The sequence below is a fragment of the Pararoseomonas sp. SCSIO 73927 genome, assembly GCF_037040815.1.
Classification (GTDB): Bacteria; Pseudomonadota; Alphaproteobacteria; order Acetobacterales; family Acetobacteraceae; genus Roseomonas.
The window spans coordinates 4,571,337-4,596,596 of record NZ_CP146232.1; the positions used below are offsets into that span (position 1 = coordinate 4,571,337).

General features: G+C 71.6%; 24 protein-coding genes. 8 read left to right on the plus strand and 16 right to left on the minus strand.

Annotated features, from left to right (window positions below; translation table 11 throughout):
• Positions 1 to 59: 59 nt before the first annotated feature.
• The 12 genes from VQH23_RS21655 to VQH23_RS21710 form a co-directional block, all read right to left on the minus strand.
• Positions 60 to 896 (minus strand): flagellin, encoded by an 837-nt coding sequence (locus tag VQH23_RS21655; RefSeq protein WP_338662741.1) that lies wholly within the window; start codon positions 894 to 896, stop codon positions 60 to 62.
• A 208-nt stretch (positions 897 to 1,104) separates the two neighbouring features.
• A complete protein-coding gene (locus VQH23_RS21660) occupies positions 1,105 to 1,878 on the minus strand; it encodes a cold shock domain-containing protein (protein WP_338662742.1) in 774 nt (257 codons plus the stop codon).
• A gap of 80 nt (positions 1,879 to 1,958) precedes the next feature.
• Positions 1,959 to 3,266, minus strand: a complete 1,308-nt coding sequence (locus VQH23_RS21665; protein WP_338662743.1) for an FAD-binding oxidoreductase — start codon at positions 3,264 to 3,266, stop codon at positions 1,959 to 1,961.
• Positions 3,256 to 4,050 (minus strand): xanthine dehydrogenase family protein subunit M, encoded by a 795-nt coding sequence (locus VQH23_RS21670; RefSeq protein WP_338662744.1) that lies wholly within the window; start codon positions 4,048 to 4,050, stop codon positions 3,256 to 3,258. The genes VQH23_RS21665 and VQH23_RS21670 overlap by 11 nt, the downstream gene beginning before the upstream one ends.
• 5 nt (positions 4,051 to 4,055) lie before the next feature.
• Positions 4,056 to 4,559 (minus strand): (2Fe-2S)-binding protein, encoded by a 504-nt coding sequence (locus VQH23_RS21675; protein ID WP_338662745.1) that lies wholly within the window; start codon positions 4,557 to 4,559, stop codon positions 4,056 to 4,058.
• Positions 4,560 to 4,689: 130 nt separating this feature from the next.
• Positions 4,690 to 5,784: an oligopeptide/dipeptide ABC transporter ATP-binding protein gene (locus VQH23_RS21680; protein WP_338662746.1), complete on the minus strand. Its 1,095-nt coding sequence runs from the start codon at positions 5,782 to 5,784 to the stop codon at positions 4,690 to 4,692.
• A complete protein-coding gene (locus tag VQH23_RS21685) occupies positions 5,781 to 6,779 on the minus strand; it encodes an ABC transporter ATP-binding protein (protein ID WP_338662747.1) in 999 nt (332 codons plus the stop codon). Before VQH23_RS21685 ends, VQH23_RS21680 begins: the two co-directional genes overlap by 4 nt.
• A gap of 5 nt (positions 6,780 to 6,784) precedes the next feature.
• On the minus strand, positions 6,785 to 7,636 hold the full coding sequence (locus tag VQH23_RS21690) for an ABC transporter permease (protein ID WP_338666141.1): 852 nt from the start codon (positions 7,634 to 7,636) through the stop codon (positions 6,785 to 6,787).
• Between the two features lie 56 nt (positions 7,637 to 7,692).
• Positions 7,693 to 8,634 carry an ABC transporter permease gene (locus VQH23_RS21695; protein WP_338662748.1) on the minus strand — a complete coding sequence of 314 codons (942 nt, stop codon included), beginning with the start codon at positions 8,632 to 8,634 and terminating at the stop codon, positions 7,693 to 7,695.
• A gap of 9 nt (positions 8,635 to 8,643) precedes the next feature.
• Entirely contained in the window at positions 8,644 to 10,257 is a 1,614-nt protein-coding gene (locus VQH23_RS21700; protein WP_338662749.1) for an ABC transporter substrate-binding protein, read from the minus strand.
• A gap of 149 nt (positions 10,258 to 10,406) precedes the next feature.
• Complete coding sequence (locus VQH23_RS21705; protein WP_338662750.1) at positions 10,407 to 11,996, minus strand: ABC transporter substrate-binding protein; 1,590 nt, start codon at positions 11,994 to 11,996, stop codon at positions 10,407 to 10,409.
• Between the two features lie 73 nt (positions 11,997 to 12,069).
• Entirely contained in the window at positions 12,070 to 13,698 is a 1,629-nt protein-coding gene (locus VQH23_RS21710) for an ABC transporter substrate-binding protein (protein ID WP_338662751.1), read from the minus strand.
• Positions 13,699 to 13,818: 120 nt separating this feature from the next.
• On the opposite strand from VQH23_RS21710, the gene VQH23_RS21715 reads away from it, so the two are divergent.
• The 6 genes from VQH23_RS21715 (at position 13,819) to mepA (ending at position 19,702) form a co-directional block, all read left to right on the plus strand.
• Positions 13,819 to 14,274: a GtrA family protein gene (locus VQH23_RS21715; protein WP_338662752.1), complete on the plus strand. Its 456-nt coding sequence runs from the start codon at positions 13,819 to 13,821 to the stop codon at positions 14,272 to 14,274.
• The gene (locus tag VQH23_RS21720) at positions 14,271 to 15,236 is read left to right on the plus strand and encodes a glycosyltransferase (RefSeq protein ID WP_338662753.1); all 966 of its coding nucleotides are present in this window, start codon (positions 14,271 to 14,273) and stop codon (positions 15,234 to 15,236) included. The genes VQH23_RS21715 and VQH23_RS21720 overlap by 4 nt, the downstream gene beginning before the upstream one ends.
• A gap of 108 nt (positions 15,237 to 15,344) precedes the next feature.
• Complete coding sequence (locus VQH23_RS21725) at positions 15,345 to 17,138, plus strand: type I secretion system permease/ATPase (protein ID WP_338662754.1); 1,794 nt, start codon at positions 15,345 to 15,347, stop codon at positions 17,136 to 17,138.
• Positions 17,135 to 18,520, plus strand: coding sequence for an HlyD family type I secretion periplasmic adaptor subunit (locus tag VQH23_RS21730; protein WP_338662755.1), 1,386 nt, complete (start codon positions 17,135 to 17,137; stop codon positions 18,518 to 18,520). The genes VQH23_RS21725 and VQH23_RS21730 overlap by 4 nt, the downstream gene beginning before the upstream one ends.
• A 7-nt stretch (positions 18,521 to 18,527) precedes the next feature.
• Positions 18,528 to 18,821, plus strand: a complete 294-nt coding sequence (locus VQH23_RS21735) for a hypothetical protein (RefSeq protein WP_338662756.1) — start codon at positions 18,528 to 18,530, stop codon at positions 18,819 to 18,821.
• Positions 18,822 to 18,871: 50 nt separating this feature from the next.
• On the plus strand, positions 18,872 to 19,702 hold the full coding sequence (gene mepA, locus VQH23_RS21740) for a penicillin-insensitive murein endopeptidase (protein WP_338662757.1): 831 nt from the start codon (positions 18,872 to 18,874) through the stop codon (positions 19,700 to 19,702).
• Between the two features lie 2 nt (positions 19,703 to 19,704).
• Here the strand turns inward: mepA and VQH23_RS21745 are convergent, their stop codons facing one another.
• Entirely contained in the window at positions 19,705 to 20,082 is a 378-nt protein-coding gene (locus VQH23_RS21745; protein ID WP_338662758.1) for a YraN family protein, read from the minus strand.
• 37 nt (positions 20,083 to 20,119) lie between these two features.
• Here VQH23_RS21745 and ggt point away from each other — a divergent pair, with 37 nt between their 5' ends.
• Entirely contained in the window at positions 20,120 to 21,802 is a 1,683-nt protein-coding gene (gene ggt, locus VQH23_RS21750; protein ID WP_338662759.1) for a gamma-glutamyltransferase, read from the plus strand.
• A 53-nt stretch (positions 21,803 to 21,855) separates the two neighbouring features.
• Positions 21,856 to 22,338 carry a CreA family protein gene (locus VQH23_RS21755; protein ID WP_338662760.1) on the plus strand — a complete coding sequence of 161 codons (483 nt, stop codon included), beginning with the start codon at positions 21,856 to 21,858 and terminating at the stop codon, positions 22,336 to 22,338.
• On the opposite strand, the gene VQH23_RS21760 is transcribed toward VQH23_RS21755, so the two are convergent.
• Genes VQH23_RS21760 through VQH23_RS21770 form a run of 3 tightly spaced genes read right to left on the minus strand, consistent with a single transcriptional unit; the run spans position 22,339 to position 25,260 of the window.
• Entirely contained in the window at positions 22,339 to 23,355 is a 1,017-nt protein-coding gene (locus tag VQH23_RS21760; protein WP_338662761.1) for an oligopeptide/dipeptide ABC transporter ATP-binding protein, read from the minus strand. It abuts the gene before it with no gap.
• Positions 23,348 to 24,340, minus strand: coding sequence for an ABC transporter ATP-binding protein (locus tag VQH23_RS21765; RefSeq protein WP_338662762.1), 993 nt, complete (start codon positions 24,338 to 24,340; stop codon positions 23,348 to 23,350). The genes VQH23_RS21760 and VQH23_RS21765 overlap by 8 nt, the downstream gene beginning before the upstream one ends.
• On the minus strand, positions 24,337 to 25,260 hold the full coding sequence (locus tag VQH23_RS21770; RefSeq protein WP_338662763.1) for an ABC transporter permease: 924 nt from the start codon (positions 25,258 to 25,260) through the stop codon (positions 24,337 to 24,339). The genes VQH23_RS21765 and VQH23_RS21770 overlap by 4 nt, the downstream gene beginning before the upstream one ends.

The window sequence follows — 25,260 nt, forward strand, 5'->3', positions numbered from 1 at the left end:
GCCCATCCTCCCTTTTCAGGAGAGAGGATAGGCATTCGGCCTGGCCGCTTCCATCGGGGTCAGCCCCGGAAGAGGCTGAGCAGGCCCTGGGGCGACTGGTTGGCGATGCCCAGGGCCTGGGTGCCGAGCTGCTGCTTGATCTGCAGGGCCTGGAGCGCCGCACTCTCCTTCGCCAAGTCGGCATCGATGAGGGAGCCGAGGCCGGTGTTCAGGGAGTCGAGCTTCTCCTTGTTGTAGCTCATCTGGTTCTCGAGATAGTTCGAGGCGTTGCCGAAGGTGTTCAGGGCCGTGTTCACAGCCGACATGGTGGTCGTGAAATCTCCAGTGGCCGCGAGGGCCGAGGCGGCGCCGGCCGCGTCCGTCGGCGCCGCGGCGACCACCAGGGTGCTCGCGCCCTCGACCGCCGTCAGGGTGTAGAGCGTCGCCCGCTCGTTGCGGGTCGTGGCGATGTCACCCCCGCCCGCGGCCGTGGAGGTGGTGAGCAGGGTCCGGCCGTTATAGGTGGCGTCCGTGACGAAGTTCTGCACCTGGGTGCGGATGGACTCGTACTGCGACTGGTACTGGGAGCGCTGGCTGTCCGAGAGGGTACCGTCGGCGAGCTTCACCAGCACGCCGCGGAGCTCCGTCATGGATTCCGAGACCTTGTTCAGGCCGGCCAGCGTCGTGTCCAGGATGCCCTGGACGCTGCCCATCTGCTCATTGGCGGAGGTGAGGCCGGCGATGTCCGCCCGCACGCTCTGGGCCACGGCGAAGGCCGCGCCGTCATCCTTCGCGTCGGAGACGCGGTAGCCCGTTGAGATGCGCTTTTGCGTCGCGTTCAGCATGTCGTTGGTGCGGTTCATCGACTGCAGCGCGACCTGCGCGCCGAGGTTCGTGTTGACCGAGTTCATCGCCATCGGGGTCTTCCCTTCGCGTTGGCGGGTCATCCGCCCTCAGGAGAAGAGTGACTCGGAGGCGTGAAGGAAGGGCTAACGGCCCGGGCCCTTCATTCCGCGGCCGGCCCGTCCTGGCGGCTCGGAACAGGGGAGCCCCGGAATCAGAAGGCCCCGGCACTGGGCCGGGGCCTTCCATCACCTTAACGGACGATTGACGGGTGTGCCCCGATCACTCGCCCTTGTACTGCACGGCCTGGCGGCCGCGCTGGCCGTCCCGCACGTCCAGCGCCACCTTCTGGCCCTGCTGCACGTCCTGCACGCCGGCGCGCTGGAGGACGGAGGAGTGCAGGAACACGTCCTGGCCGCCATCGTCGGGGGTCACGAAGCCGAAGCCGCGGACCTGGTCGAACCACTTCACGGTGCCGTTCACGGCGTAGGTCGGGCCGCCCTCGTCACGGCCGAAGTCGCGGCGCGGCGGGCGGTCGCCGCCGCCACCGCCGAACTCGCGGCGCGGGGCGCCGAAGCCGCCGCCACCACCGCCGAAGCCGCCACCACCGCCGAACTCGCGGCGCGGCGGACGATCCCCGAAGCCGCCGCCGCCACCACCGAAGTCACGACGCGGCGGACGGTCCCCGAAGCCGCCACCGCCGAAGTCACGGCGCGGCGGGCGATCCCCGAAGCCACCGCCGCCACCACCGAAATCACGACGCGGCGGACGATCCCCGAAGCCACCGCCACCGCCGGCGCCGCCGCCCGGGCCGGGCTTCAGCTCCACGATGCGGGTCACCAGGCGGCGCCCCTGACGGTCCGTGCCGATCTCGCAGACGAGCTTGTCGCCCGTGTCGGCCGACTGGATGCCGGCCTCAGCCATTGCCGATGCGTGGAAGAAAACGTCCTGTCCGTCGGGCCCGAGCACGAAGCCGAAACCCTTGCGGCCGTTGTACCACTTCACCTCAGCCTCAACGGGCCCGGTGCCACCCTGGGATTCATTCTCGGGGAACACTGTATCTCACTATCCGCATAGATCGGCCCGACGGGATGCAGGACCGGTATCGTCATGCTGGCATGGGCCGACCAGGAATGCTAGCCGAATCGTCGGGGATCGAAAGGTTCGGGCGCGATCGACGGGGCCTTCCCGGCGGCCAGGGCAGCGGCCATCTCCCCGCTCCGCGCCCCGGCCACCAGCCCGACATGGCCGTGCCCGAAGGCCAGCACCACGTCCGGCGTGGCGGCCGACGGACCGAGGCAGGGAAGCCCGTCCGGCATGGAGGGGCGGTGGCCCATCCAGAAGCGCAGGCGGTCCGGCGGCAACTCCCGCGGCAGGCCGGGGAAGGTGCGCAGAAGGTGGTCGCGCAGGATCTCCGCCCGCCGCCAGTCCGGCGCGGCCCCGAGGCCCGCGATCTCCACCTGGCCGGAGGCGCGCAGCCCGGCCGCGGTCATGGTGATGCCCATCTTGCCGTCCGAGGGCATGACGGGGATGCGCGGCCCCGCCTCCGCGCCCAGCACCACGGCGTGGTAGCCCCGCTCCGTCTCCAGCGGCACGCGGGAGCCGGCCGCGGCGGCGAGCGGGCGGGACCGGGCGCCGGCGCAGATCACGGCGCGGTCGGCGGGGATCTCGCCCCCTCCTGTCGTCACGGCCTTCAACTTCCCGCCTTCGATCCGAAGGCCGGTGGCGCCGGCACGGCGGATCGTGGCGCCCTCCGCCACGGCCTGCCGCACCAGGGCGGCAACGTAGGCGCCGGGATCGGTGCAGTGGCCGCCCTCCTCGAACAGGGCGCCGAAGCCGTAGCGCGGCGCGAGGTCGGGCTGAAGCTGCCGCATCCTCTCCGGTCCGATCTCCTGCCAGTTGAGGCCGAGCTGCCGGCGGATGCGGAAGCCCATCGCCTCGGCCTCGTACTCCGCGCGGGATGGATAGACGTACATCAGCCCGTCGCGCCGGATCAGGCCGCGCACCCCGGCGCGCTCGGCCAGCGCCCCGTGCAGGGCCGGGGCGTCGTCCAGCAGGATACGGAGGGCCCGCGCCGTCTCCAGCACCCGCGCCTCGGTCCAGCCGGAACGGAGATAGGCCAGCAACCAGGGCAGCACGCGGGGAAGATAACGCCAGCGGATGGCCAGCGGCCCGAGCGGGTCCGCCAGGAAGCCCGGCACCTTCTTCCAGAGCCCCGGCCCGGCCGGGGGCAGCACGGACATGACGGAGAGCCAGCAACCATTGCCGTAAGAGGCCGCCTGCTCCCCGCCCGGCTCGCCCGGGTCAAGGAGAGTGACCCCGAAGCCCCGGTCCAGCGCGTGCAGGGCCGTGCAGGCGCCGACGATGCCGGCGCCGATGACGACGAGGTGCCTGCCCTCCCCGCCTCCGGCTTCCGCCGGGGCCGGGCCTGGTTCAGCCGGCATCCAGAACGGCGCGCCGGGCCATGACGGTGACGAGGTGGGCGCGGTACTCGGCGCTGCCGTGGATGTCGCCGTTCAGCCCGTCCGGGTCCTGCCGGATGCCGGCCAGGGCTTCGGGCGACCAGTTCGCGGCGAGGGCCGCCTCCATCTCCGGCTGGCGGAAGACGCCGGGCCCGGCGCCGTTCACCGCCACCCGGACGCCGGCAGGGCCGCGGGAGAGGAACACGCCCGTCATGACGTAGCGCGAGGCCGGGTTCCGCATCTTGGCGTAGCCCGCCTTCTCCGGCACCGGGAACTCGATCGAGACGAGCAGCTCGCCCGGCTCCAGCGCCGTCGTGAACATGCCCAGGAAGTACTCGTCCGCCCCGATCCGGCGGCAGCCGCTGGTGACGAGGGTGGCGCCGAGCCCGAGCGCGGCGGCGGGGTAGTCGGCGGCCGGGTCGTTGTTCGCGAGGGAGCCGCCCATGGTGCCGCGGTTCCGCACCTGGGTGTCGCCGAGCATCCCGGCCATGCGGGCCAGGGCGGGGATCGCTGCCTGAACGACGGGGCTGGTCTGGATTTCGTGATGGCGCGTCATGGCGCCGATCACCAGCCGGTCGCCCTCGCGCCGGATGCCGCGCAGCTCCGCGATGCCGGAGAGATCCACGAGGGCGGCGGGCCGGTCCAGCCGGTGCTTCAGCGCGGGCAGGATGGTCTGGCCGCCGGAGATGGGCCGCGCCTCGGGGTCGGCGAGGAGGCCGACGGCCTCGGCCAGGGTGGCGGGCTTGTGGTAGGCGAAGTCGTACATGGCGATCAGGCCTCCGCCGGCGCCAGGGAGGCGGCGCGGCCGTGCATCACCTCCTGCGCGGCGGCGATGGCGCGGACGATGTTGTGGTAGCCCGTGCAGCGGCAGAGATTACCCTCCAGCCCTTCCCGGATCTCGTGCTCGCTCAGCCCCGCGGGGTGCTTCTGCACGAGGTCGATCGCGGACATCACCATGCCCGGCGTGCAGAAGCCGCATTGCAGGGCGTGGTACTCGCGGAAGGCCTCCTGCATCGGATGTAGCGCGCCGTCGGCGGCGGCGAGGCCCTCGATCGTCGTCACGGAACCGCCATCCGCCTGCATGGCGAGGACCGTGCAGGACTTCACGCTCTCACCGCCCACGTGCACCACGCAGGCACCGCACTGGCTGGTGTCGCAGCCGACATGCGTGCCGGTCAGGCGCAGCCTCTCGCGCAGCACCTCCACCAGGAGAGTCCGCCCCTCCACGTCCAGCGTGTGGGGGGTGCCGTTCACCGTCAGGTTGACACTGGGCATGCTCGGCTCCCCGCGACGTTGGGGCCGGCCATGAACCGGCCGACCGCTGGTCAGAACGTCGCGCGCCGCCCAGGGTCCGTCAAGGCGATCTGCCCCAGGTGTAAGGCGACCTGGCCAGGACGCGCCCGGCTCAGTGCAGGGGCGCGGCGTCCCGTAGCAGCGGGTTCCGCTCCGCCGGAAGGTCGTTGAGGTGGCAGGCGGCGGTGTGGCCGGGCTCGGTGGGTTTGAGGAGGGGCTCCTCCACCCGGCAGCGGTCGAAGACGTAGGGGCAGCGGGTGTGGAAGCGGCAGCCGCTGGGCGGGTTGATGGGGCTGGGCACGTCGCCCTGCAACACGATGCGCTTGCGGGCAGCGCCGGGCTGCGGCACCGGCACGGCGGAGAGCAGCGCCTGGGTGTAGGGGTGGCGGGGCGCCGCGAAGAGGGAGCGGCGCGGCGCCACCTCTACAATCTTGCCGAGGTACATGACGGCCACGCGGTGCGTCATGTGCTCCACGATCGCCAGGTCGTGGCTGATGAAGAGCAGGGCGAGGCCGAGCTTGCGCTGCAGGTCCTGCAGCAGGTTTACGATCTGCGCCTTGACCGAGACGTCGAGCGCGGAGACGGCCTCGTCACAGATGATCAGGTCCGGCTCGGCGGCAAGCGCCCGCGCGATGCCGATGCGCTGGCGCTGCCCGCCGGAGAATTCATGCGGCCAGCGGGTGATGGCATCGCGCGGGAGGCGGACGGTGTCCATCACCTCGTTCAGCCGGCGGTCGAGGTCCGCCTTGTCCCTGGCCAGCCCGAAGTTCCGAATGGGCTCGGCCAGGATGTCCCGCACGCGCATTCGCGGGTTGAGGCTGGAGAAGGGATCCTGGAACACCACCTGCATGCGGCGGCGCATGGGCTTGAGGGAGGAGTTCGGCAGGGTGTCGATCCGCGTGCCGTCCAGCACCACCTGGCCGGAGGTGACGTCGAAAAGGCGCAGCACGGCCTTGCCGACGGTGGACTTGCCGCAGCCGGACTCGCCGACGAGCGACAGGGTCTCCCCCTTGGCGATCTCGAAGGAGACGCCGTCCACGGCGTAGACATGGCCGGTGACGCCGCCGAGCAGCCCGCCGCGCAGGGGAAAGTGCTTCTTCAGGTCGTCTACCTGCAGAAGGGGCCGTCCCCCGCCCGAGGTCATGGGTGCGGAGCCGTGGGAGACGGCGCTGTCGGTGGTGGGTGTGGTGGAGAGCGTGGCGCTCATGCGACCATCAGCTCCTTCTCGGCATAGTGGCAGGCGGCGGTGTGGTTGGGCGCCTTGGGTTCCAGCGCGGGCGCGACGCTGCGGCAGAGATCCGTCGCCTTGGGGCAGCGGCTCGCGAAGACGCAGTAGTCGATCCGCTGCTTCAGGCTGGGCACGAGGCCGGGAATCTCTGCCAGCCTCGTCTCCTCTCCCGTCAGGGAGGAGCCGAGCTTCGGCACGGCGCCGAGCAGGCCCTGGGTGTAGGGGTGCTTGGGGGCGGCGAAGAGGTCCGCGACCGGCGCCTCCTCCACCTTGCGGCCGGCATACATGACGATGACGCGCTCCGCGACCTCCGCCACCACGCCGAGGTCGTGGGTGATGAGGACGATCGCGGCGCCGACGCGGTGCTTCAGGTCCCGCATCAGGTCGAGGATCTGCGCCTGGATCGTCACGTCCAGCGCCGTGGTCGGCTCGTCCGCGATCAGGAGCTTCGGGTTGCAGGCCAGGGCCATGGCGATCATCACGCGCTGGCGCATGCCGCCCGAGAGCTGGTGCGGGTACTCCCTCACCCGCCGCTCCGGCGCGGGGATGCCGACGAGCTTCAGCATCTCCACCGCCTTCGCCTCGGCCTGGGCCTTGTTCAGGCCCTGGTGCAGGCGGAGCGTCTCGCCGATCTGCCGGCCCACCGTCAGCACGGGGTTCAGCGAGGTCATCGGCTCCTGGAAGATCATGGAGATGTCGTTGCCGCGGATGCCGCGCATCTCCTTGTCCGAGAGCTTCAGCAGGTCGCGGCCCTGGAACCGGACCTCGCCCGCGATCTTGCCAGGGGGCTCCGGCAGGAGGCGGAGGATGGACATGGAGGTGACGGACTTGCCGCAGCCGGACTCCCCGACGATCGCCACCGTCTCCCCGGCGTTAACGTGGAAGGAGAGGCCGTCGACGGCGCGGTTGATGCCGTCCGGCGTGCGGAAGTGGGTCTGGAGGTCGCGGACCTCGAGCAGGGGCGCTTCGGGCATCCGGGTCAGACCTTCTTCGCCATGCGCGGGTCGAGCCAGTCGCGCAGCCCGTCGCCGAGCAGGTTCACGGCGAGCACGGTGAGGGAGAGGAAGATGGCGGGGAAGAAGACGATGTAGGGCTTCACCTGCCAGAGCGCCCGCCCCTCCGCCATGATGTTCCCCCAGGAGGGGATGATCGGCGGCGTGCCCGCGCCGATGAAGGAGAGGATGCTCTCCGCGATCATGGCGGAGGCGCAGATGTAGGTGGCCTGCACGATGATCGGGGCCAGGGTGTTGGGGAGGATGTGGCGGAGGACGATGCGGAAGGTGCTGGTGCCGGAGGCGACCGCCGCATCGACATAGGGCTGCTCACGCAGGGAGAGCACGACGCCGCGGACGAGGCGGGACACGCGCGGCACCTCGGCGACGGTGATGGCCAGGATGACGTTCCCAACGCTGCCGCGGGTGAGCGCCATCAGTGCGATGGCGAGCAGGATGGCGGGGATGGACATCAGCCCGTCCATGATCCGCATGATGATGGCGTCCGCCCAGCGGATGAAGCCGGAGAAGAGGCCGATCGCCAGCCCGATGACCGAGGCGCAGATGGCGACCGAGAAGCCGACGATGAGGGAGACGCGCGCGCCATAGACCACGCGGGAGTAGACGTCCCGCCCTAGCATGTCCGTGCCGAACCAGTACATGGCCGAGGGCTCGCGCGTGCGGCGGGCCGGTGCCAGGGCGGTCGGGTCCACCGTCCAGAGCAGCGGCGCGAGGATCGCCATGGCCACGATCAGCAGCAGCAGCCCGCCGCCGAAGGCGATGGTGGGGTTGCGGCGCAGGAAGCCGAGAAAGCCGCGCCGCGCGCGCACGGGCGGCATGATGTCCGGCAGGGGCGCCGCGACCGCGACGTCCGCCGGTTGAAGCGTGGTCGTGCTCAATACCGGATCCTCGGGTCGAAGAGGGTGTACAGGAGGTCGATCAGCAGGTTCACCAGGACGTAGGTGAAGGAGAAGAGCAGGATCACGCCCTGGATCACCGGGTAGTCGCGCCGGAGGATGGCATCCACCGTGAGGCGACCCAGGCCGGGGATGGCGAAGACGCTCTCCGTCACCACCGCGCCGCCGATCAGCAGCGCGACGCCGATGCCGACCACGGTGACGATGGGCACGGCCGCGTTCTTGAGGGCGTGGAGGAAGAGGATCCCTCTCTGGCCCACCCCCTTGGCGCGGGCGGTGCGGATGTAGTCCTGCTGCAGCACCTCCAGCATCGTCGCGCGGGTGATGCGGGCGATGAGGGCGATGTAGACGCCGCCGAGGGCGATGGCCGGCAGGATGAGGTTCTGGAGCCAGGGCCAGACCCCCCGGGCAAACGGCGTGTAGCCCTGCACCGGCAGCCAATCCAGCTCCAGCGCGAAGATGTAGGCGAGAAGGTAGCCCACCACGAAGACGGGCACGGAGAAGCCGAGCACCGCGAAGCCCATCACCGCGCGGTCGATCAGCGTGCCCTGCTTCCACGCCGCCACCACGCCCATCGGCACGGCGATCCCGACCGCGAGGATGAGGGTGATGATCATGAGCGAGAGGGTGGGCTCGATCCGCTGCGCGATCATGGTGCTGACCGGCAGGTTGGTGAAGATCGAGGTTCCGAGGTCGCCCCGGATGATGTTCCAGGCCCATTCGCCGAAGCGGACGAGGTAGGGGCGGTCCAGGCCAAGGCTGGCCCGGATGCGCTCCACGTCCGCGGGCGTGGCCTGGTCGCCGGCGATCACCGCCGCCGGGTCGCCGGGCGAGATGTAGAGGAGGCTGAAGACGAACAGCGCCACGATCGTCATCACGGGGATGGTGGCGACGACCCGGCGGAGCACATAAGCGAACATTGCTACCCCTTAGCTCTTGCTCACGCCCCAGAAGAAGGGGAGCGGACCCTTCACCACGCCCGAGACGTTGCGACGCCAGGCCGTGTAGGAGGAGAAGAAGCCGGTCGGGCAGAAGACCACGTCGTTGAAGGCGGCCTTGTTCAGCTCCGCCATGGCGGCCCTCTCCTGCTCCACGGAGGTGGCGGCGAACCAGGCGTCGCGCCGGGCCTCCACCGCGTCGCTCTTCGGCCAGCCGAACCAGGCGCCCTCGCCATTGGTGCGGATGGCCGTGTAGGCGGCCGGGTTGATGCAATCCACGCCCGCGTGCCAGGAGAAGAAGATGTTCCAGCCGCCCTGGTTCGTCGGGCTCTTCACGGCGCGGCGGCTGCCCACCGTGCCCCAGTCCGTCGCGACGTAGTCGATGTTGAAGCCGATCTTGCGGAGCTGCTCGCTCGTCACGTCGCCCTGCCCCTTGGTGATGGGCTGGTCCTGCGCGACGAGCATCACCACCGGCTCGCCCCTGTAGCCGCTCTCGGCCAGGAGGCGCTTCGCGGCGTCGATCTGCCGCGGGCCCTTCATGATGTCGCCGCCCTCCTCCGGGTAGATCGGCGTGCCGGGCGTGAAGAAGCTCGGCAGGCGCTTCCACAGCGCCTCGTCGTCGCCGGCCACGGCGCGCATCACGTCGGCCTGGTCCACCGCCATCAGCACGGCGCGGCGGGCGCGCACGTCGTTGAAGGGCGGCAGCAGGTGGTTCATCCGCAGGGTGCCGATGTTGCCGAAGGGGTCGCCGATGTCGGACTGGATGTTCCGGTTGCGCTTCAGCAGCGGCATCAGGTCGCTGATGGGCTGCTCCCACCAGTCCACCTCGCCGTTCTGCAGGGCCGCCGCGGCCGTCGCGGCGTCGGGCATCACGACCCACTCCACACGGTCCACCATCACGCGCTTGCCGCCGGCGGTCCAGGAGGCGGGCTCGGGGCGGGGCTGGTAGTCCGCGAAGCGCTCGAACACCGCCTTGGCGCCCGGCACCCACTCGTTGCGGACGAAGCGGTAGGGGCCGGAGCCGACGAACTCCGTGATCTGGGTGAAGGGATCGGTTCTGGCGATCCGCTCGGGCATGATGAAGGAGCAGGGGCTGTTCACCTTGCCCAGCGCGTAGAGCATCTTTGGGTAGGGCGCCCGCAGAGACCAGCGGAAGGTCGCGTCGTCCACTGCCGCCAACTCGTTCTGCAGGGCCTTGATCATCTGGCCCATCGGGTCGCGCGCGGACCAGCGCGCGAGGCTGGCGACCACGTCCTTCGAGAGGACTGGCGTGCCGTCGTGGAACTTCAGGCCGGAACGGAGCTTGAAGGTCCAGGTCAGGCCATCGGCGGAGACCTCCTCGCTCTCCACCATCTGGCGCTGCGGCTGCAGCTTGTCGTCCAGGCCGTAGAGCGTGTCCCAGACCATCGCGGCGGCGTTGCGGACGACGTACTGCGTGCCCCAGATCGGGTCGAAATTCGCCAGGTTGGCCTGGGGCACGAAGCGCAGCGTGCGCGCGGCGGCCCCCTGGGACAGGGCGGGGGCAGAGAGCCCGGCCGGGAGCGCCAGGGAAGCGAGGCCGGCGGCGACGCCGCCTCCGGACTTCAGCAACGAACGACGGTCCATCGAAAAGCCCCCAAACGGCCGGCCTTCGCCGTGCCTGTTGCATCCCCGTTGAGGAGCCTGCCGGAAAAGAGGCGGCCCCGCCACTAGGACCCGGCCATCGCGGCCGGGTTTCAAAGGGCGGTCTTGCACGCCCCGTGCCAGCCGTTCCCTCAGCCGCGCTTCAGGTTCCAGAAGATCGCGAAGCCCGGCACGCGGTCCCGCAGGTCGCGGCGGATGCTGGTGAGCGACTTGTAGGCGCCCACGGGAACGTAGGGCACCTCATCCATCGCCACGCGCTGCATCTGCCCGGCGATGCGCTTCGCCTCCTCCGGATTCGGCTCCACGAACCACTCGTTCCGCAGCCGCTCCAGCTCGGGGATGTCCGGCCAGCCCGGCCAGGCGTTCGCGCCGTTGCCGCGGAGCGGGAAGTGGGCGGAGGGGTCGACGAAGTCGAAGGAGGAGAAGGAGGTGAAGGTCATGCTCCACCCTCCCCGGTCGAGCGGCTCCTTGCTCGTGCGGCGCTGCACGGTCGTGCCCCAATCCGTCAGCACGATATCGGCGTTGTAGCCGAGACGGCGCAGGAGGTCGGCGCCCACCTGCGTCATGGCGGAGGGGGCGAGGATGTCGGTCGGGCCGACGAGCCGGATCGGCTGGTTGGTGTAGCCCGCCTCCTTCATCAGCGCCTTGGCCCGGTCCACGCTTCGGGCCCCGTAGAGCGGCTCCATGCCCAGGTCGCTCGCCAGCGGCGTGCCCGGGGTGAAGACGCCGCTGCGCTCCCATAGCCCGGGATCGGTGCCGACGATCGCCTGCATGAAGTCGGCCTGGTCCACCGCCGGCAGGATGGACTGCCGCATCCTCTTGTCCCTGAACGGCTCGAAGAGGTGGTTGAACCGGAGGATGCCCAGCAACGGCAGCGGGTCCACCGGCTCGATCGAGATGGCGCGGTTGCGCCGCAGGAGCTGCTGGATCTCGGGCGGCGGCTGCTCGAACCAGTCGATCTCCCCGGCCTGCAGCGCGGCGGCGGCGGTGGAGGCGTCGGTGATGATCTGCCACTCCACCCGGTCGAAGTGCACCGTCTTGGGGCCGGCGGTCAGGCTCGGCGCGCCGGCCGGGGTTGGGCTGTAGTCGGGGTTCCGCTCATAGACGACGAGGCTGCCCGAGTTGAACTCGTCCCGCTTGAAGCGGAAGGGGCCGCTGCCGATCGTCTCGCGGATCTGCTGGAAGGGGTCGGTGCGCGCCACCCGCTCCGGCATGATGAAAGCCGGGCTGTTGCTGACCTGGGCGAGCGCGGAGAAGAGGAAGGGAAAGGGCCTGTTGAGGCGGAGCACGATCCGCCGGTCGTCGGGCGCCGAGAGCTCGTCCACGAACTCCGCCAGCTTCTGCGCGACCGGGGAGCGCTTCATCCAGCGGTTCAGGCTCGCCACGCAATCCGCGGCGCGCACCGGCTCGCCGTCGTGGAAGCGCGGCCCCTGGCGCAGGGTGATGGTGACCCGCTTGCCGTCATCCTCCAACACATGGCCTTCGGCGAGCTGCGGCTGCGGCCGGAAGCTCGAATCCATGCCGTAGAGGTTGTCGTAGACCATGTACCCGTGGTTGCGGGTGATGTTTGCGGTGGTCCAGATCGGGTCCAGGCTCGTCAGGTTGGCCTGGGGAACCATCTTCAGCACGCGCCGGCCGGCTGGCTGAGCGAGAGCGGGCCGGCTGCCCGCGAAGCTGGCGGCCGCACCGGCAGCCCCCAGAAGGTGACGACGCCCGATCATCCCATCCCGCTCCATGTCCTTACGGACATGTGAGCAGGATGGGGGCCGCCGGGGCAAGCCCGGCGGCGACGGTTCAGGCCGTCTTCTGCACGCTCCAGAACATCGGGAACCCCTTCGGCACCGCCGAGACGTTGCGGCGATAGGCCGTGGCCTGGAAATACTGGCCGAGCGGGAGGTAGGGCACCTCCTCGAAGGCGACCTTCTGGATCTCCTCGGCCACCTTCTTCTGGCCGTCCAGGTCCGGCGCGTCGAACCAGGAGGTTCGCAGCTCCTCCAGTCGCGGCATGGTCGGCCAGCCGAACCAGGCGGACTGGCCATTGCCGCGGAGCGACTGGCTGACGCCGGGGTTGATCATGTCCAGCCCCGCCCAGAAGGTGAAGAACATGCTCCAGCCGCCCTTGTCCGCGGCCTCCTTGCTCGCGCGGCGCTGCACCACGCTGCCCCAGTCGGTCGAGACGAACTCCACGTTCATCCCGCACTTCGTCAGCATGTCGTTGCCGACCTGCGCCAGCGCGTTGAGGGACGGAAAGTCGGAGGCGGCCAGCAGCACCACCTTCTCGCCCTTGTAGCCGGCGGCGGCGAGGTCGCGCTTCACCTTCTCGTAGTCGCGCGGGCTGGTCAGCGCCTCCATCCCCACCTCGTTCGCCAGCGGGGTGCCCGGCGGGAAGTAGCCGTTCCCGTCCTTCCAGAGCGAGCGGTCGGTGCCGATCACCGCCGTCATGAAGTCGCCCTGCACCACGCCGCCGAGGAGGGCGCGGCGGATGGCCGGGTTGTTGAACGGCGGGTGGAGGAAGTTGAACCGGGCGACGGCGCAGAGCCCCGTCGGGTCGGGAATCTCCATCACCACGTTCCGGTTGCGGCGCAGCACCGGCTGCAGGTCGGCGGTGGGCTGCTCCCACCAGTCCATCTCGCCGTTGATCAAGGCGTTGGAGGCGGTGGAGGCGTCGGGGATGACGTGCCACTCCACCCGGTCCAGGTTCACGCGCTTCGGCCCCGCGGTCCAGCTCACGTTGCCGTCCGCGCGCGGCACGTAGTCGGCGAAGCGCTCGTACACGATGCGCGAGCCGGGAACCCGCTCATCGGCCTTCCAGCGGAAGGGGCCGCTGCCGATCAGCTCCCGGATCGGGGTCGCGGGGTCGGTCCGCGCGATCCGCTCCGGCATCATGAAGCAGACCGGGGTGCTCGGCTTCCCCAGCGCGGAGAAGAGCATCGGGAAGGGCTGCTTCAGCCGGAAGACGATGTTCAGGTCGTCCGGCGCCTCCAGCGCGTCCGTGCGCGCCATCAGCACCTGGCCCAGTGAATCCCGCGCGGCCCAGCGGCGGATCGAGGCCACGCAGTCCTTCGCCGTCACGGCGCCGCCGTCGTGCCACTTCATGCCCGGGCGCAGGGTGATGGTGACGCGCTTCCCGTCCTCCTCCACCTTGTGGCCGGCGGCCATCTGGGGCTGCGGGGCGAAGTCCTCGTCGAAGCCGTAGAGCGTGTCCCACAGCATGTAGCCGTGGTGGCGGCTGACATAGGCGGTGGTGATGATGGGGTCCGTCACCGCCACGTCCGACTGCGGGATGAACTTCAGCACCCGGCTGCCCGCCGGTTGGGCCAGGGCCGGGCGGGCGAGGCCGCCGGTGACCAGCCCGGCGGTGCCGCCGCCCGAGAGGGCGAGGCCGGCGCCGCCGGCGAGGAAGCGTCGACGATCCGTGGGCATTCGGCTCTCTGTCCTTGGCGCGAGGGGTCGGGCGCAGGCAAGCGCAGCCCGGCGGCGCGCGCAAGCCCTGGCGCTCCGGTCGGCCTTCACGCGGGGGCGGGCAGCGGCTAAGGGGCGCCGATGCCCCCTGCCCTTCCCTGGGACCGGTTCCTACCGCCGCCGCGCCGCGACCTGGCCGCGCAGTTCCTCCGTTTCGGCGTCGTCGGCACGATCGGCTTCCTGGTGGACACGGCCGTGCTCTACGCGGCGCTGGGGGCCGGTCTTGGCCTCTATGCTGGGCGCGCCCTCTCCTACGTGGCGGCCGCGAGCGGAAACTGGGCGCTGAACCGGGCCTGGACATTCCGGGAGGCAGGCCGGGTGACAGGGCGGGCCGCGCTCGGCCGGCAATGGGCGCTGTTCCTGGCGGTGAACCTTGTGGGGTTCGCGGTGAATTACGGCACCTACGCCCTGCTCGTCGCCAACCTACCCGTGGCGGCGGCCCATCCGGTTCTGGCCGTGGCGGCGGGCTCCCTCGCGGGCATGGGGGGAAATTTCCTCCTTTCCCGCCGCTTCGTGTTTCGAGGACAGAGCCAATGAGCGAAGCCGCGCCGGGAACGGTGGCCGTGCTGATCCCCTGCCACAACGAGGCAGTGGCGATCGGCGCCGTGGTGGCCGGCTTCCGCGCCGCGCTGCCGCACGCGACCATCTACGTCTACGACAACAACTCGTCGGACGGCACGCGTGAGGCGGCGGCGGCAACCGGCGCCGTGGTCCGGACCGAGACCCGGCAGGGCAAGGGCCACGTGGTCCGGCGCATGTTCGCGGACCTGGAGGCGGAGGCCTACCTGCTGGTGGACGGGGACGGCACCTACGACCCCGCGGACGCCCCGGCCATGGTCCGCGCCCTGTTCGAGGACCGGCTGGACATGGTGACGGGGGTGCGCGTCACGGATGCCCGCGCCGCCTACCGGCCCGGCCACCGCCTGGGAAACCGCGTGCTGACGGGGGTGGTGCGGCAGGTCTTCGGCGGGGGCGTGACAGACATGCTCTCCGGCTATCGCTGCTTCTCCCGACGGTTCGTGAAGTCTTTTCCTGCCCTGGCGCACGGCTTTGAGACGGAGACCGAGTTCACCGTCCACGCGCTCGAGCTCCGCCTGCCCGTGGGCGAGGTCCGAACTGCCTACAGCGAGCGGCCAGCCGGCTCGGAATCCAAGCTGAGGACCTACCGGGACGGGTTCCGGATCCTACGGACCATCCTCGCCCTGGTGCAGCGGGAGAGGCCCCTCCTGTTCTTCGGGATCATGGCGCTGGTCCTCGCCCTGGCCTCGGCCGGGCTGTTTGCCCCGGTGGCCAGGACGTATCTGGAGACCGGGCTGGTCCCCCGGCTGCCGACCTTCGTGGCAGCATCGATGCTCATGATGCTGTCCTTCCTCTCTGGCGCCTGCGGCCTCATCCTGGACACGGTGACGCGCGGGCGGATCGAGGCGAAGCGGGTGGCCTATCTCGCCCTGCGGGCACCTTCACAGGACGCGCGCAAAGTTGAAATCTTTGCACCATAAAGTTGAAACGGAATTGTGATTTAAGTTCGGAGATCACGTGCTAACCCGCTCCGCGAAATGGGTGCCCGGCCCCATCGTGGTCCGACCTGCTGCCGGGAGGAGAATTGCATGCTGCAGCCGCCGAGGCCTGATGCGCTGACCCGGGCCCTGTCCGCCTGCCGGTCCCAGTTCGGGGCGGTAGGGGTGTTCAGCCTCGTCGTGAACCTGCTGCAACTCACCGTCTCCCTCTACATGATGCAGGTCTTCGACCGGGTCCTGGCCACCCGCAGCCTGGATACGCTGCTCTGGCTCACGGTGGTCGCGGTGGCCGCGATCGGCCTCATGGCCCTGCTGGAGGGCGTGCGGTCCATGACCATGCAGCGCCTGGCGCTCTGGCTGGAGGCGCGCACGGCGCCGGAGGGCTTCGCCCGCGCCCTGGAGGCGACGCTGCGGAACCGCCCCTACCGGATGGAGGTGCTGCGCGACCTCGGCACCTGCCGCGCTTGGCTCTCCGGGCCGGGGGCACTGGCCGTCTACGACGTGCCCTGGGTGCCGATTTACCTCTTCGTCATCTACCTCCTCCACCCCGTGCTCTGCCTCATCGCCACGATCGGCGCGGTGATCCTCTTCGGCCTAGCGCTGGCGACGGAGCTCTCCACCGCCGCCCCGCTGCGCAAGGCCAACACGGCCGCCATGGCCTCCCAGAAGCGGGCCGACGCCATCTCCCGCAACGCGGAGGCGGCGGACGCGATGGGCATGCTGCCGGCCCTGCTCCGCCTGTGGCAGGGCGGGGTGTCGGAGGCGCTGCCCCTGCAGCAGAAGGCGACGGACCGCTCCGCCTTCCTCTCCGGCGTGACGAAGTTCGTGCGCCTCGCCGTCCAGATCGCCGTGCTGGGGGTGGGCGCCTATCTCACCCTGAACCAGCAGCTGACCTCGGGCGCGGCCATCGCCGGCTCCATCATCATGGGGCGCGCCCTGGCGCCGGTGGAGCAGCTGATTGGCGGCTGGAAGGGGCTGGTGCAGGCGCGCCAGGCCTATCGCCGGCTGCGCGCCTTCCTCGCCATGCCGCGGCTGCGGCCGGAGGCGGAGCCCCTGCCCGCCCCCCGGGGCCAGCTGACCGCCGAGCGCCTGACCTGGGCCCCGCCCGGCCAGAACACGGCGGTGATCAAGGGCGTGACCTTCGCGCTCGAGCCGGGCGAGAGCCTCGGCATCATCGGCCCCTCGGGCTCGGGCAAGACCACGCTGCTGCGGCTGCTGGTGGGAACGCTGGCGCCGGTGAGCGGCGCGGCTCGGCTGGACGGCGCCGACCTCTCGACTTGGCCGCGCGAGGATCTGGGGCGGCACATCGGCTACCTGCCGCAGGACGTGGAGCTGTTCGAGGGCACGGTGTTCCGCAACATCGCCCGCCTCCTGCCGGACGCGGAGCCGGACGCCGTGTACCGCGCCGCCGGGCTGGCGGGCTGCCACGAGGCGATCCTGCGCCTGCCGAGCGGGTACGAGACCGAGGTGGCCGAGGGCACGCTCTCCGGCGGGCAGCGGCAGATGGTCGGCCTTGCCCGCGCCCTCTACGGCGACCCCCGGCTGGTCATCCTGGACGAGCCGGATTCCAGCCTGGACGGCGACGCGGAGGCGCGGCTGCTGGAGGGGCTGGCAGGGCTGAAGGCGATCGGCGCCACCGTTGTGCTCGTCAGCCACCGCCCCTCCCTCATCCGCGGCGTGGACAAGGTGCTGGTAATGCGGGACGGCGCGGCCGAGCTCTTCGGGCCGCGCGCCGAGGTGCTGAACCGCCTCTCCGCCCGCGCCGTCGCCGCGCCCAAGGCGCCCGCCCCCGAGCGCCTGCCCGCTGGTCCGACGGCGCCGGCCGTTCCCGCGCCTGACGGCCCGCCCGGCCAAAACCCTGGAACCCCCGGAGTCGCCGCATGAGCATCGCGACCACCGCGCCCGCGGGCCTGCCCGCCGGCCGGGAGCCGGCATCCATGCCGGCCGCCACCTCCTCCCGCCACACCCTCGTGCTGGACATGCCGAGGCCGCGCACCGCGGGGCCGCTGCTGCTCGGCTTCGCGGCGCTCTCACTTTTCGTCGGCGGCTTCGCCGCCTTCTCCGTTCTCGTGCCGCTCAGCGAGGCCGCGATCGCGCCCGGGCTGATCAAGGCCGAGGGCAACCGCCGCACCATCGCCCACCTGGAGGGCGGGATCGTGCGCGAGATCCTCGTCCATGACGGCCAGACCGTCCGGGCGGGGCAGGCCCTGCTGCGGCTGGACGACGTGCAGGCCACGGCGGGGCAGGACTCGCTCCAGGCCCAGCGCTGGGCGCTGCAGGCGCAGGACAGCCGCGTCGCCGCCGAGATCGCCGGCGCGACCGACGTGGCCTTCCCGGCGGAGCTGCTCGGCTCCGACGAGCCCCGGGCGCGGGAGGCCATGGCGGGCCAGCGCATCCTCTTCGCCTCCCGCCAGGCCAGCCTGCGCAGCCAGCTGCAGGTGCTGGAGCAGCGGATCCTGCAGTTCCAGTCCGCCAGCGCCTCCGCCGAGGCGCAGATCGCCAGCCAGCGCCGCCAGCGGGAACTGCTGCAGCGCGAGGAGAACGACGTGCAGGGCCTGGTGCGCCAGGGGCTGGAGCGCTTCCCGCGCCTGCTCGCCCTGCAACGCCAGCTCGCCGCCGCCGACGGCACCATCGCCGATCTGCGCGCCCAGATGGACCGGGCCGCGGCCCAGGTCTCCGAGGCCCAGGCACAGATCCGGCAGGCGCTGAACCAGCGCATGCAGGAGACCACGACCGAGGCGCGCGACGTGCGCGGCAAGCTGAACGAGGTGGAGGAGAAGCTCCGCGCGGCCCAGGACGTCTCAGCCCGGCGCGAGATCCTGGCGCCGGAGGACGGCACGGTCCTGAACGCCCGCTTCTTCAACCCTGGCGCCGTGGTGCGCCCGGGCGAGCCGGTGATGGACCTGGTTCCCGCCCGGGACCGGCTGATCGCCGAGGTGCGGGTGGCGCCCACCGACATCGACGTGGTCCATCCCGGCCTGACCACCGAGATCCGCCTGCCCGCCTTCAAGCAGCGGCTGGTGCCCTTCCTGAACGGCTCCGTCACCATGGTGGCGGGCGACGTGACGATCGAGGAGCGGACCGGCCAGGAGTACTACCGCGCCCGCGTCACCATCGACGAGGACCAGCTGGCCCGGCTGGAGAACGTGGAGCTGCGCGCCGGCATGCCGGTGGAGGCGCAGATCCAGGTCGGCGAGCGCTCCTTCCTGCGCTACATGATCCAGCCCCTCCTCGACAGCTTCCACCGCGCCTTCCGCGAGCAGTAGGACCGAGATGCCCGAACTCCCCACCCTCTTCGCCGACGGCGTGACCGAGGCGACGGTGCGCCACGGCGTGGCCCGCCTCACCATGGCCGTGCAGGACGGCAAGGGGCAGCCCGCCAACACCGGGATGCTCGTCGTGCCGCTGACCCAGCTGCCCGCGGTCGTCGGCGCCATGACCCGGCTGCTGCGGGAGGTGGAGGCCAAGGCCCGCGAGGCCGCCGCGCCGCAGCAGGCCCCCGCCGCGCCCTCCTCCAGCGTGCCGACCCCCGAGGCGCAGCCGGAAGCCTTCCGCTTCCAGGGCTGAGGTCCGACGGCGGGGCTGGCTTAGGGTTCCCGGCCGTCGCAGGATGGCGAATGCCGCCGCGCCCGCTCCTCCTCTGCCTTCTCGCCCTCCTGTCCGGCACGGCCGCCGCGCAGCCCGCCTCGCGCTGGGCGGCGGCGGATGGGCCCGTGCCCGGCCCGGCCCGCAGCATCGGCGGCACCTCCCTCGGCTGCATCGCGGGGGCGGAGGCGCTGCCGCCGGAGGGGCCGGGCTGGCAGGTGGTCCGGCTCTCCCGCAACCGGAACTGGGGGCATCCCTCGCTGATCGCGGCGCTGCGCCAGCTCGCGGGGCGGGCCCGGGCGGCGGGTCTGCCCGACCTCTGGATCGGCGACCTCGGACAGCCGCGGGGCGGGCCGATGCCCTTCGGACATGCCAGCCACCAGATCGGGCTGGATGCCGACATCTGGCTGGACCTCTCCCCGAAGCCGCTGGTGCCGGCCCGTGCGCGGGAGAACATCCCGGAGCGCTCCCTCGTCCTGGCCGACCAGTCGATGGCCGACCCGCATCTCTTCACCCCCGCCCATGCACGGCTGATCCGCATGGCGGCGGAGCTACCCGGGGTGGACCGGATCTTCGTGAACCACGGCATCAAGCGCAGCCTCTGCGCCGCCCATGCGGGCGAGCCTTGGCTGCGGCTGGTGCGGCCCTGGCGGGGGCATGACAGCCACATGCACATCCGCCTGCGCTGCCCGCCCGGCAGCCCGGAATGCCGGGACCAGCCCCCCGTGCCAGCCGGGGACGGGTGCGACGCGGGGCTGGACTGGTGGCTGACGCCGGACGCGCGCAGCCCGGCGCGGGTTGGTCCGCCCGGTCCGCCGCCACGGCTGCCGGCCTCCTGCGCCGGCCTCCTCGGGGCGCGCTGAGCCTAGTCGCCGGGGCGGAAAGCGTCCGCGACGCGGCGCACGCCCTCGGGCGCGACGAGCAGCACGTCGAAACGCATCCCCGCCGCGCCATGGCCTGGGTTGGTCGCCAGCCACGCCTCGGCCGCAGCGACGATCCTCGCCCTTTGTCGGGGTGAGACGGCGGCGGCGGCCTCGGCCAGGCTGGGCCGCGCCTTCACCTCCACGAAGGCGAGAAGGCCCTCGCGCTCAACAATCAAGTCCAGTTCTCCCGCCGACGTGCGCGCGCGGCGGGCCAGCACCGTCCAGCCGCGCTCGACGAGGGCGGAGGCGGCGCGGGATTCGGCGTCCAGGCCCCGACGCTCGGCGGCGCGGCGGGCCTCCTGCTTGGCTTGCGGGTCCATCCCGGCGGATATAGCCCGCCCAGCCCTGGAGTCGGCCATGCGCCCCCTCATCGCCGTCCTCCTCGTCCTTCTCGTCCTCCCCGCGGCCGCCCAGACCCTTCCGAAGCGGCAGATGGTGGCCGCGGCGCACCCGCTGGCCGCGGAGGCGGGGCTGGAGGTACTGCGGCGCGGCGGTGGCGCGGTGGATGCGGCGGTGGCGGTCCAGGCGGTGCTCACACTCGTGGAACCGCAGTCCAGCGGGATCGGCGGCGGCGCGCTGCTGCTGCACTGGGATGGCGGGGCGGGCGCGGTGACCGCCTTCGACGGGCGGGAGACCGCCCCCGCCGCTGCCCGGCCGGACCTGTTCCTGCGCCCGGACGGGACGCCCCTCCCCTTCTACGACGCCGTTCTGTCCGGCCGGAGCGTGGGCGTGCCGGGCACGGTGTCGATGTTGGAGATGGCGCACCGGCGCCACGGGAAGCTGCCCTGGGAGTCCCTGTGGCAGCGGGCCATCGGGCTGGCAGAGGAGGGCTTCCCGGTCTCCGCCCGGCTGGCGGAGGCGGTGGCGGAGGACGCGGCGCGGCTGGCCCGGAACCCGGCCGCCCGCGAGTACTTCCTGCGCGGCGGCGGCCGGCCGGTGACGGCCGGGGAGCGGCTGCGGAATCCGGAGCTGGCCGCGACCTTCCGCGCGATCGCGAGGGACGGCGCGGCGGCGCTGCTGCGCGGGCCGACCGCCGTTGCGATCGCGACCGCGGTGCGCGGCCATGGAGAGGGCGGGCTGATGACGGTGGACGACCTTGCTGCCTACACAGCGAAGGAGCGGGAGCCGGTCTGCCTGCCCTACCGCACCTACCGGGTCTGCGGCTTTCCGCCGCCCTCCTCCGGCGGCGTCACGGTGGGGCAGATCCTGGGCGTGCTGGAGCATTTCGACGTGCCGCGTCTCGATCCGCGCGGCACGGAGGCGGCGCACCTGCTGGCGGAGGCCGGGCGGCTCGCCTTCGCGGACCGGGCGCAGTACCTGGCGGACACGGATTTCGTGCCGGCCCCTGTGCGGGGCATGCTGGACCCGGCCTACCTCACCCTCCGCGCCCAGCTCGTCGCGCCCGGCCGCGCCGTCGCGGAGCCGCGCGCCGGGAACCCGCGCTGGCGTGAGGCGACCCACCAGGCCCCGATGCCGGAGGCGGTGGAGAACGGCACGAGCCACCTCTCGATCGTGGACGCTGCCGGCAACGCGGTCTCCATGACCACAACGGTGGAGGACGCCTTCGGGGCGCGGCTGATGGTGGGCGGCTTCATCCTGAACAACGAGCTGACCGACTTCTCCTTCCGCCCAGACCTGGAAGGGCGGCCGATCGCCAACCGGGTGGGGGGCGGCAAGCGGCCGCGCTCCTCCATGTCGCCCAGCCTCGTCTTCGACCGGGAAGGGAAGCTCTTCGCTGTGGTCGGCTCGCCCGGAGGCTCGCGCATCATCGGCTACGTCGCCCAGGCGCTGGTCGGCATGTTGGACTGGGGCCTCCCGCCACAGGAGGCGGTTTCCCTGCCCCATATCGGGACGATCGGCGGGGCGGTGGAGCTGGAGGCGGGCACCCCGGCGGCGGAGATGGCGCCCAACCTGCAGGCGCGCGGGCACCGGGTGGAGGTGCGGCCGATGGTCTCCGGCCTGCAGGCCATCCGGGTAACGCCGGAAGGGCTGCACGGCGGGGCGGATCCGCGGCGGGAAGGCGTCGCGATCGGCGACTGAGGGGAACCCGGCCCCGGCCGGCGCGCTATCCGGCCGGGACAGGAGAAGAACCCATGCGCCGCACCGCCCTCGCCCTGCTTGCCGCCCTCGCCCTCGCCGGCCCCGTATCGGCGGCCGACGAGACCGCGCAGGTCGGCTACGTGAACACCGCCCTGACCAACCTTGGCCTCACGCGGAGCCATCGCATTGTGGTGGAGCGCTTCGACGACCCGGAGGTGCGGAACGTGGCCTGCTATATCAGCCAGGCCCGCACCGGCGGCATCTCCGGCATGGTCGGGGTGGCGGAGGACCCGGCGCGCTTCGCGCTCTCCTGTGCCGCCACGGGCCCGGTGGAGATCCAGCCCGGCGCCGCGCGCGGGGAGCGGGGCGAGGTGGTGCACGAGAGCTCCACGAGCTTCTTCTTCAAGGAAACCCGCGTCCATCGCTTTGTCGACGAGACGCGGAACGCGGTCGTCTACCTCGCCTGGTCCACGAAGCTGGTGGAGGGCTCGCCCTTCAGCGCCGTGGCGGTCGTGCCGGTCGTTCCCTCGCGCTGATCAGGCGGCCCGCGCCGCGAAGCCGTCCCGGCCCTCCTCCACGGCGTGGCAGGCCACGAGCGTCTCCGGCGTGCCGCGGGCGGCGAGCAGGGCCGGGCGCTCCGACCGGCAGCGGTCATTCGCCAGGGGGCAGCGCGGGTTGAAGGTACAGCCGGAGGGCGGGGAGATGGGGCTCGGCACCTCGCCGCCAACGGGCTGGCGCTCCCGCCCGGCCATGTCGAGGTCGGGGATCGCCTCCATCAGGGCGCGCGTATAAGGGTGGCGCGGGGCGGTAAAGAGGGTCTCGGCCGGCGCGTCCTCCACGATCCGGCCGAGATACATCACCCCCACCCGGTCGCTAACCTGCCGAACCACGGCGAGGTTGTGGGAGATGAAGAGGTAGGTCAGCCGGAGGTCGCGCTGCAGCCGCTTCATCAGGTTCAGGATCTGCGCCTGCACCGAGACGTCCAGCGCCGAGGTGGGCTCGTCGCAGACGAGGAATTCGGGGTTGGAGGACAGGGCGCGGGCGATGGAGATGCGCTGGCGCTGGCCGCCGGAGAACTCGTGCGGGAAGCGGTTGCCGTCGGCGGGGGAGAGGCCGACCTGCCGGAGCAGCCCGCCCACCTTCTCGCGCAGCGCGGCGCCGGTGGCGAGGCCGAAGGCGCGCAGGGGCTCGCCGATGATGTCCGCCACCCGCCAGCGCGGGTTCAGGCTGGCATAGGGGTCCTGGAAGATCATCCCCATGCGCCGGCGCTGGGCGACGGACTTCCGCGCCGCCGCAAGGTCCTGCCCCTCGAACAGGGCCTGCCCGCCGCTCGGGCCGTAGAGGCCCACGGCGAGACGGGCGACGGTCGACTTGCCGCAGCCGCTCTCCCCCACCAGCGACATGGTGGTGCCGCGCGGCACGGCAAAGGAGACGCCGTCCACCGCCTTCAGCGTGCGCCTCCCCTCCCGCGCGATCAGTCTCTGGAGCGCGGGTTTGGAGACGTCGAAGTGCCGGCTGAGTTCGCGCGCCTCGAAGATCGGCGTCTCAGACATGGGCGCGCTCGCGGGGGGAGTGGCTGTCGAAGAGCCAGCAGGCCGCGCGGGTCTCGGCCGCCGGGATCAGCTCCGGCCGTTCGACCTTGCAGCGGTCGAAGACGTGCGGGCAGCGCGGGTTGTAGGCGCAGCCCTGGGGAATGGCGTTCAGGCGCGGCATGGCGCCGTCGATCTGGGGCAGCAGGTCCACCTTGTGGGAGAGCGGCGGGATGGAGGCCATGAGGCCGGCGGAATAGGGGTGGGACGCGGCCTTCACCACGGAACGGACAGGGCCGATCTCCGCCACGCGCCCGGCATACATCACGGCCACGCGGTCCGCCGTCTCCGCGATCACGCCCATGTCGTGGGTGATGAGCATGACGGAGGTGCCCTTCTCCCGCGTCAGGCGCTTGAGGAGGGCGATGACCTGGGCCTGGATGGACACGTCGAGCGCCGTCGTCGGCTCGTCTGCCACCACCATCTCCGGCTCCGCGCAGAGCGCGAGGGCGATCACCACGCGCTGACGCATGCCGCCGGAGAACTGGTGGGGGTAAGCGTCCACCCGTTCCGCCGCAGCGGGGATGCCGACGGATTCCAGCCATCCAATGGCCCGGCGCCGCGCTTCCGCGGCGTCGATCGCCAAGTGGGTCTGCATGGTCTCCGTCAGCTGGCGGCCGACGGTGTAGAGCGGGTTCAGCGTCGTCAGCGGGTCCTGGAAGATGGCGCCGATCCGCCGGCCGCGGATCTTCCGCATCTCGCGCGCGGGCAGGTTGTCGATCCGCGTGCCCCGCAGGCTGATCGAGCCGCCGGCGACGCGGCCAGGCGGCTCCAGCAGCCCGATGATGGCGGCGCCCGTCATGGACTTGCCGGCGCCCGACTCGCCCACCACGCCGAGCACCTCGCCGGGCGCGATATCGAAGGAGACCTTGTCCAGCGCGCGCAGGGTGCCGCGCCGGGTGGGGAACTCGACGACGAGGTCCCGGACCTGGAGGAGAGGTTCAGTCATCGCAGTCTCGGGTTCAGCGCGTCGCGAAGCCAGTCGCCCAGCAGGTTCACGGAGAGGACCATCGCCACCAGCGCCACGCCGGGGAACACCGTGATCCACCACTCCCCGCTGAAGAGGAAGTCGTTGCCGATCCGGATGAGGGTGCCGAGGCTGGGCTGGGTCGGCGGCACGCCGACGCCGAGGAAGGAGAGCGTCGCCTCCGACACGATGGCGAGGCCGAGGTTCAGCGTGGCCAGCACCAGCAGCGGCCCCAGCACGTTCGGCAGGACGTGGGTGAGCATAATCCGCGCGGGGGTGATGCCGATGACGCGCGCGGCCAGGACGTACTCCTTGTTCCGCTCCACCAGCGCCGACCCGCGCACGGTGCGGGCGAAGCGCGGCCAGTCCGAGATGCCGATGGCGACGATGACGACGTAGATGGCGATCTGGTCGTGCAGCTCCCGCGGAAGGGCGGCGCGGGCCACGCCATCCACCAGCAGCGCGACGAGGATGTTGGGAAAGGTGAGCTGCACATCCGCGATCCGCATCAGCACCGCGTCCACCGCGCCGCCGGCGTAGCCGGCGAGCAGGCCGACGAGCACACCGAGCGTGAGGGCGAAGGCCGTGGCGGAGACGCCGACGAGGAGGGAGACGCGCGCCCCGTACATGATGGCGGAGAGCACGTCCCGCCCCTGGTCATCCGTGCCGAGGGGGTGCGCCACCGAACCTTCCGGCGCAAAGGCCGGCGGGTTGAAGGCGTCCATCAGGTCGAGGCTGGCGAGGTCGAAGGGGTTGTACGGGGCCAGCCAGGGGGCGAAAGCCGCGCCCACGACGATGACGAAGGCCACCACCGCCGAGACAACGGCCGTGGGCGTGCGCCGGAAGGACCAGAAGAGGTCGCTGTCGAGGAAGCGCCCGAGGGACGAACGGATCGCCGCCAC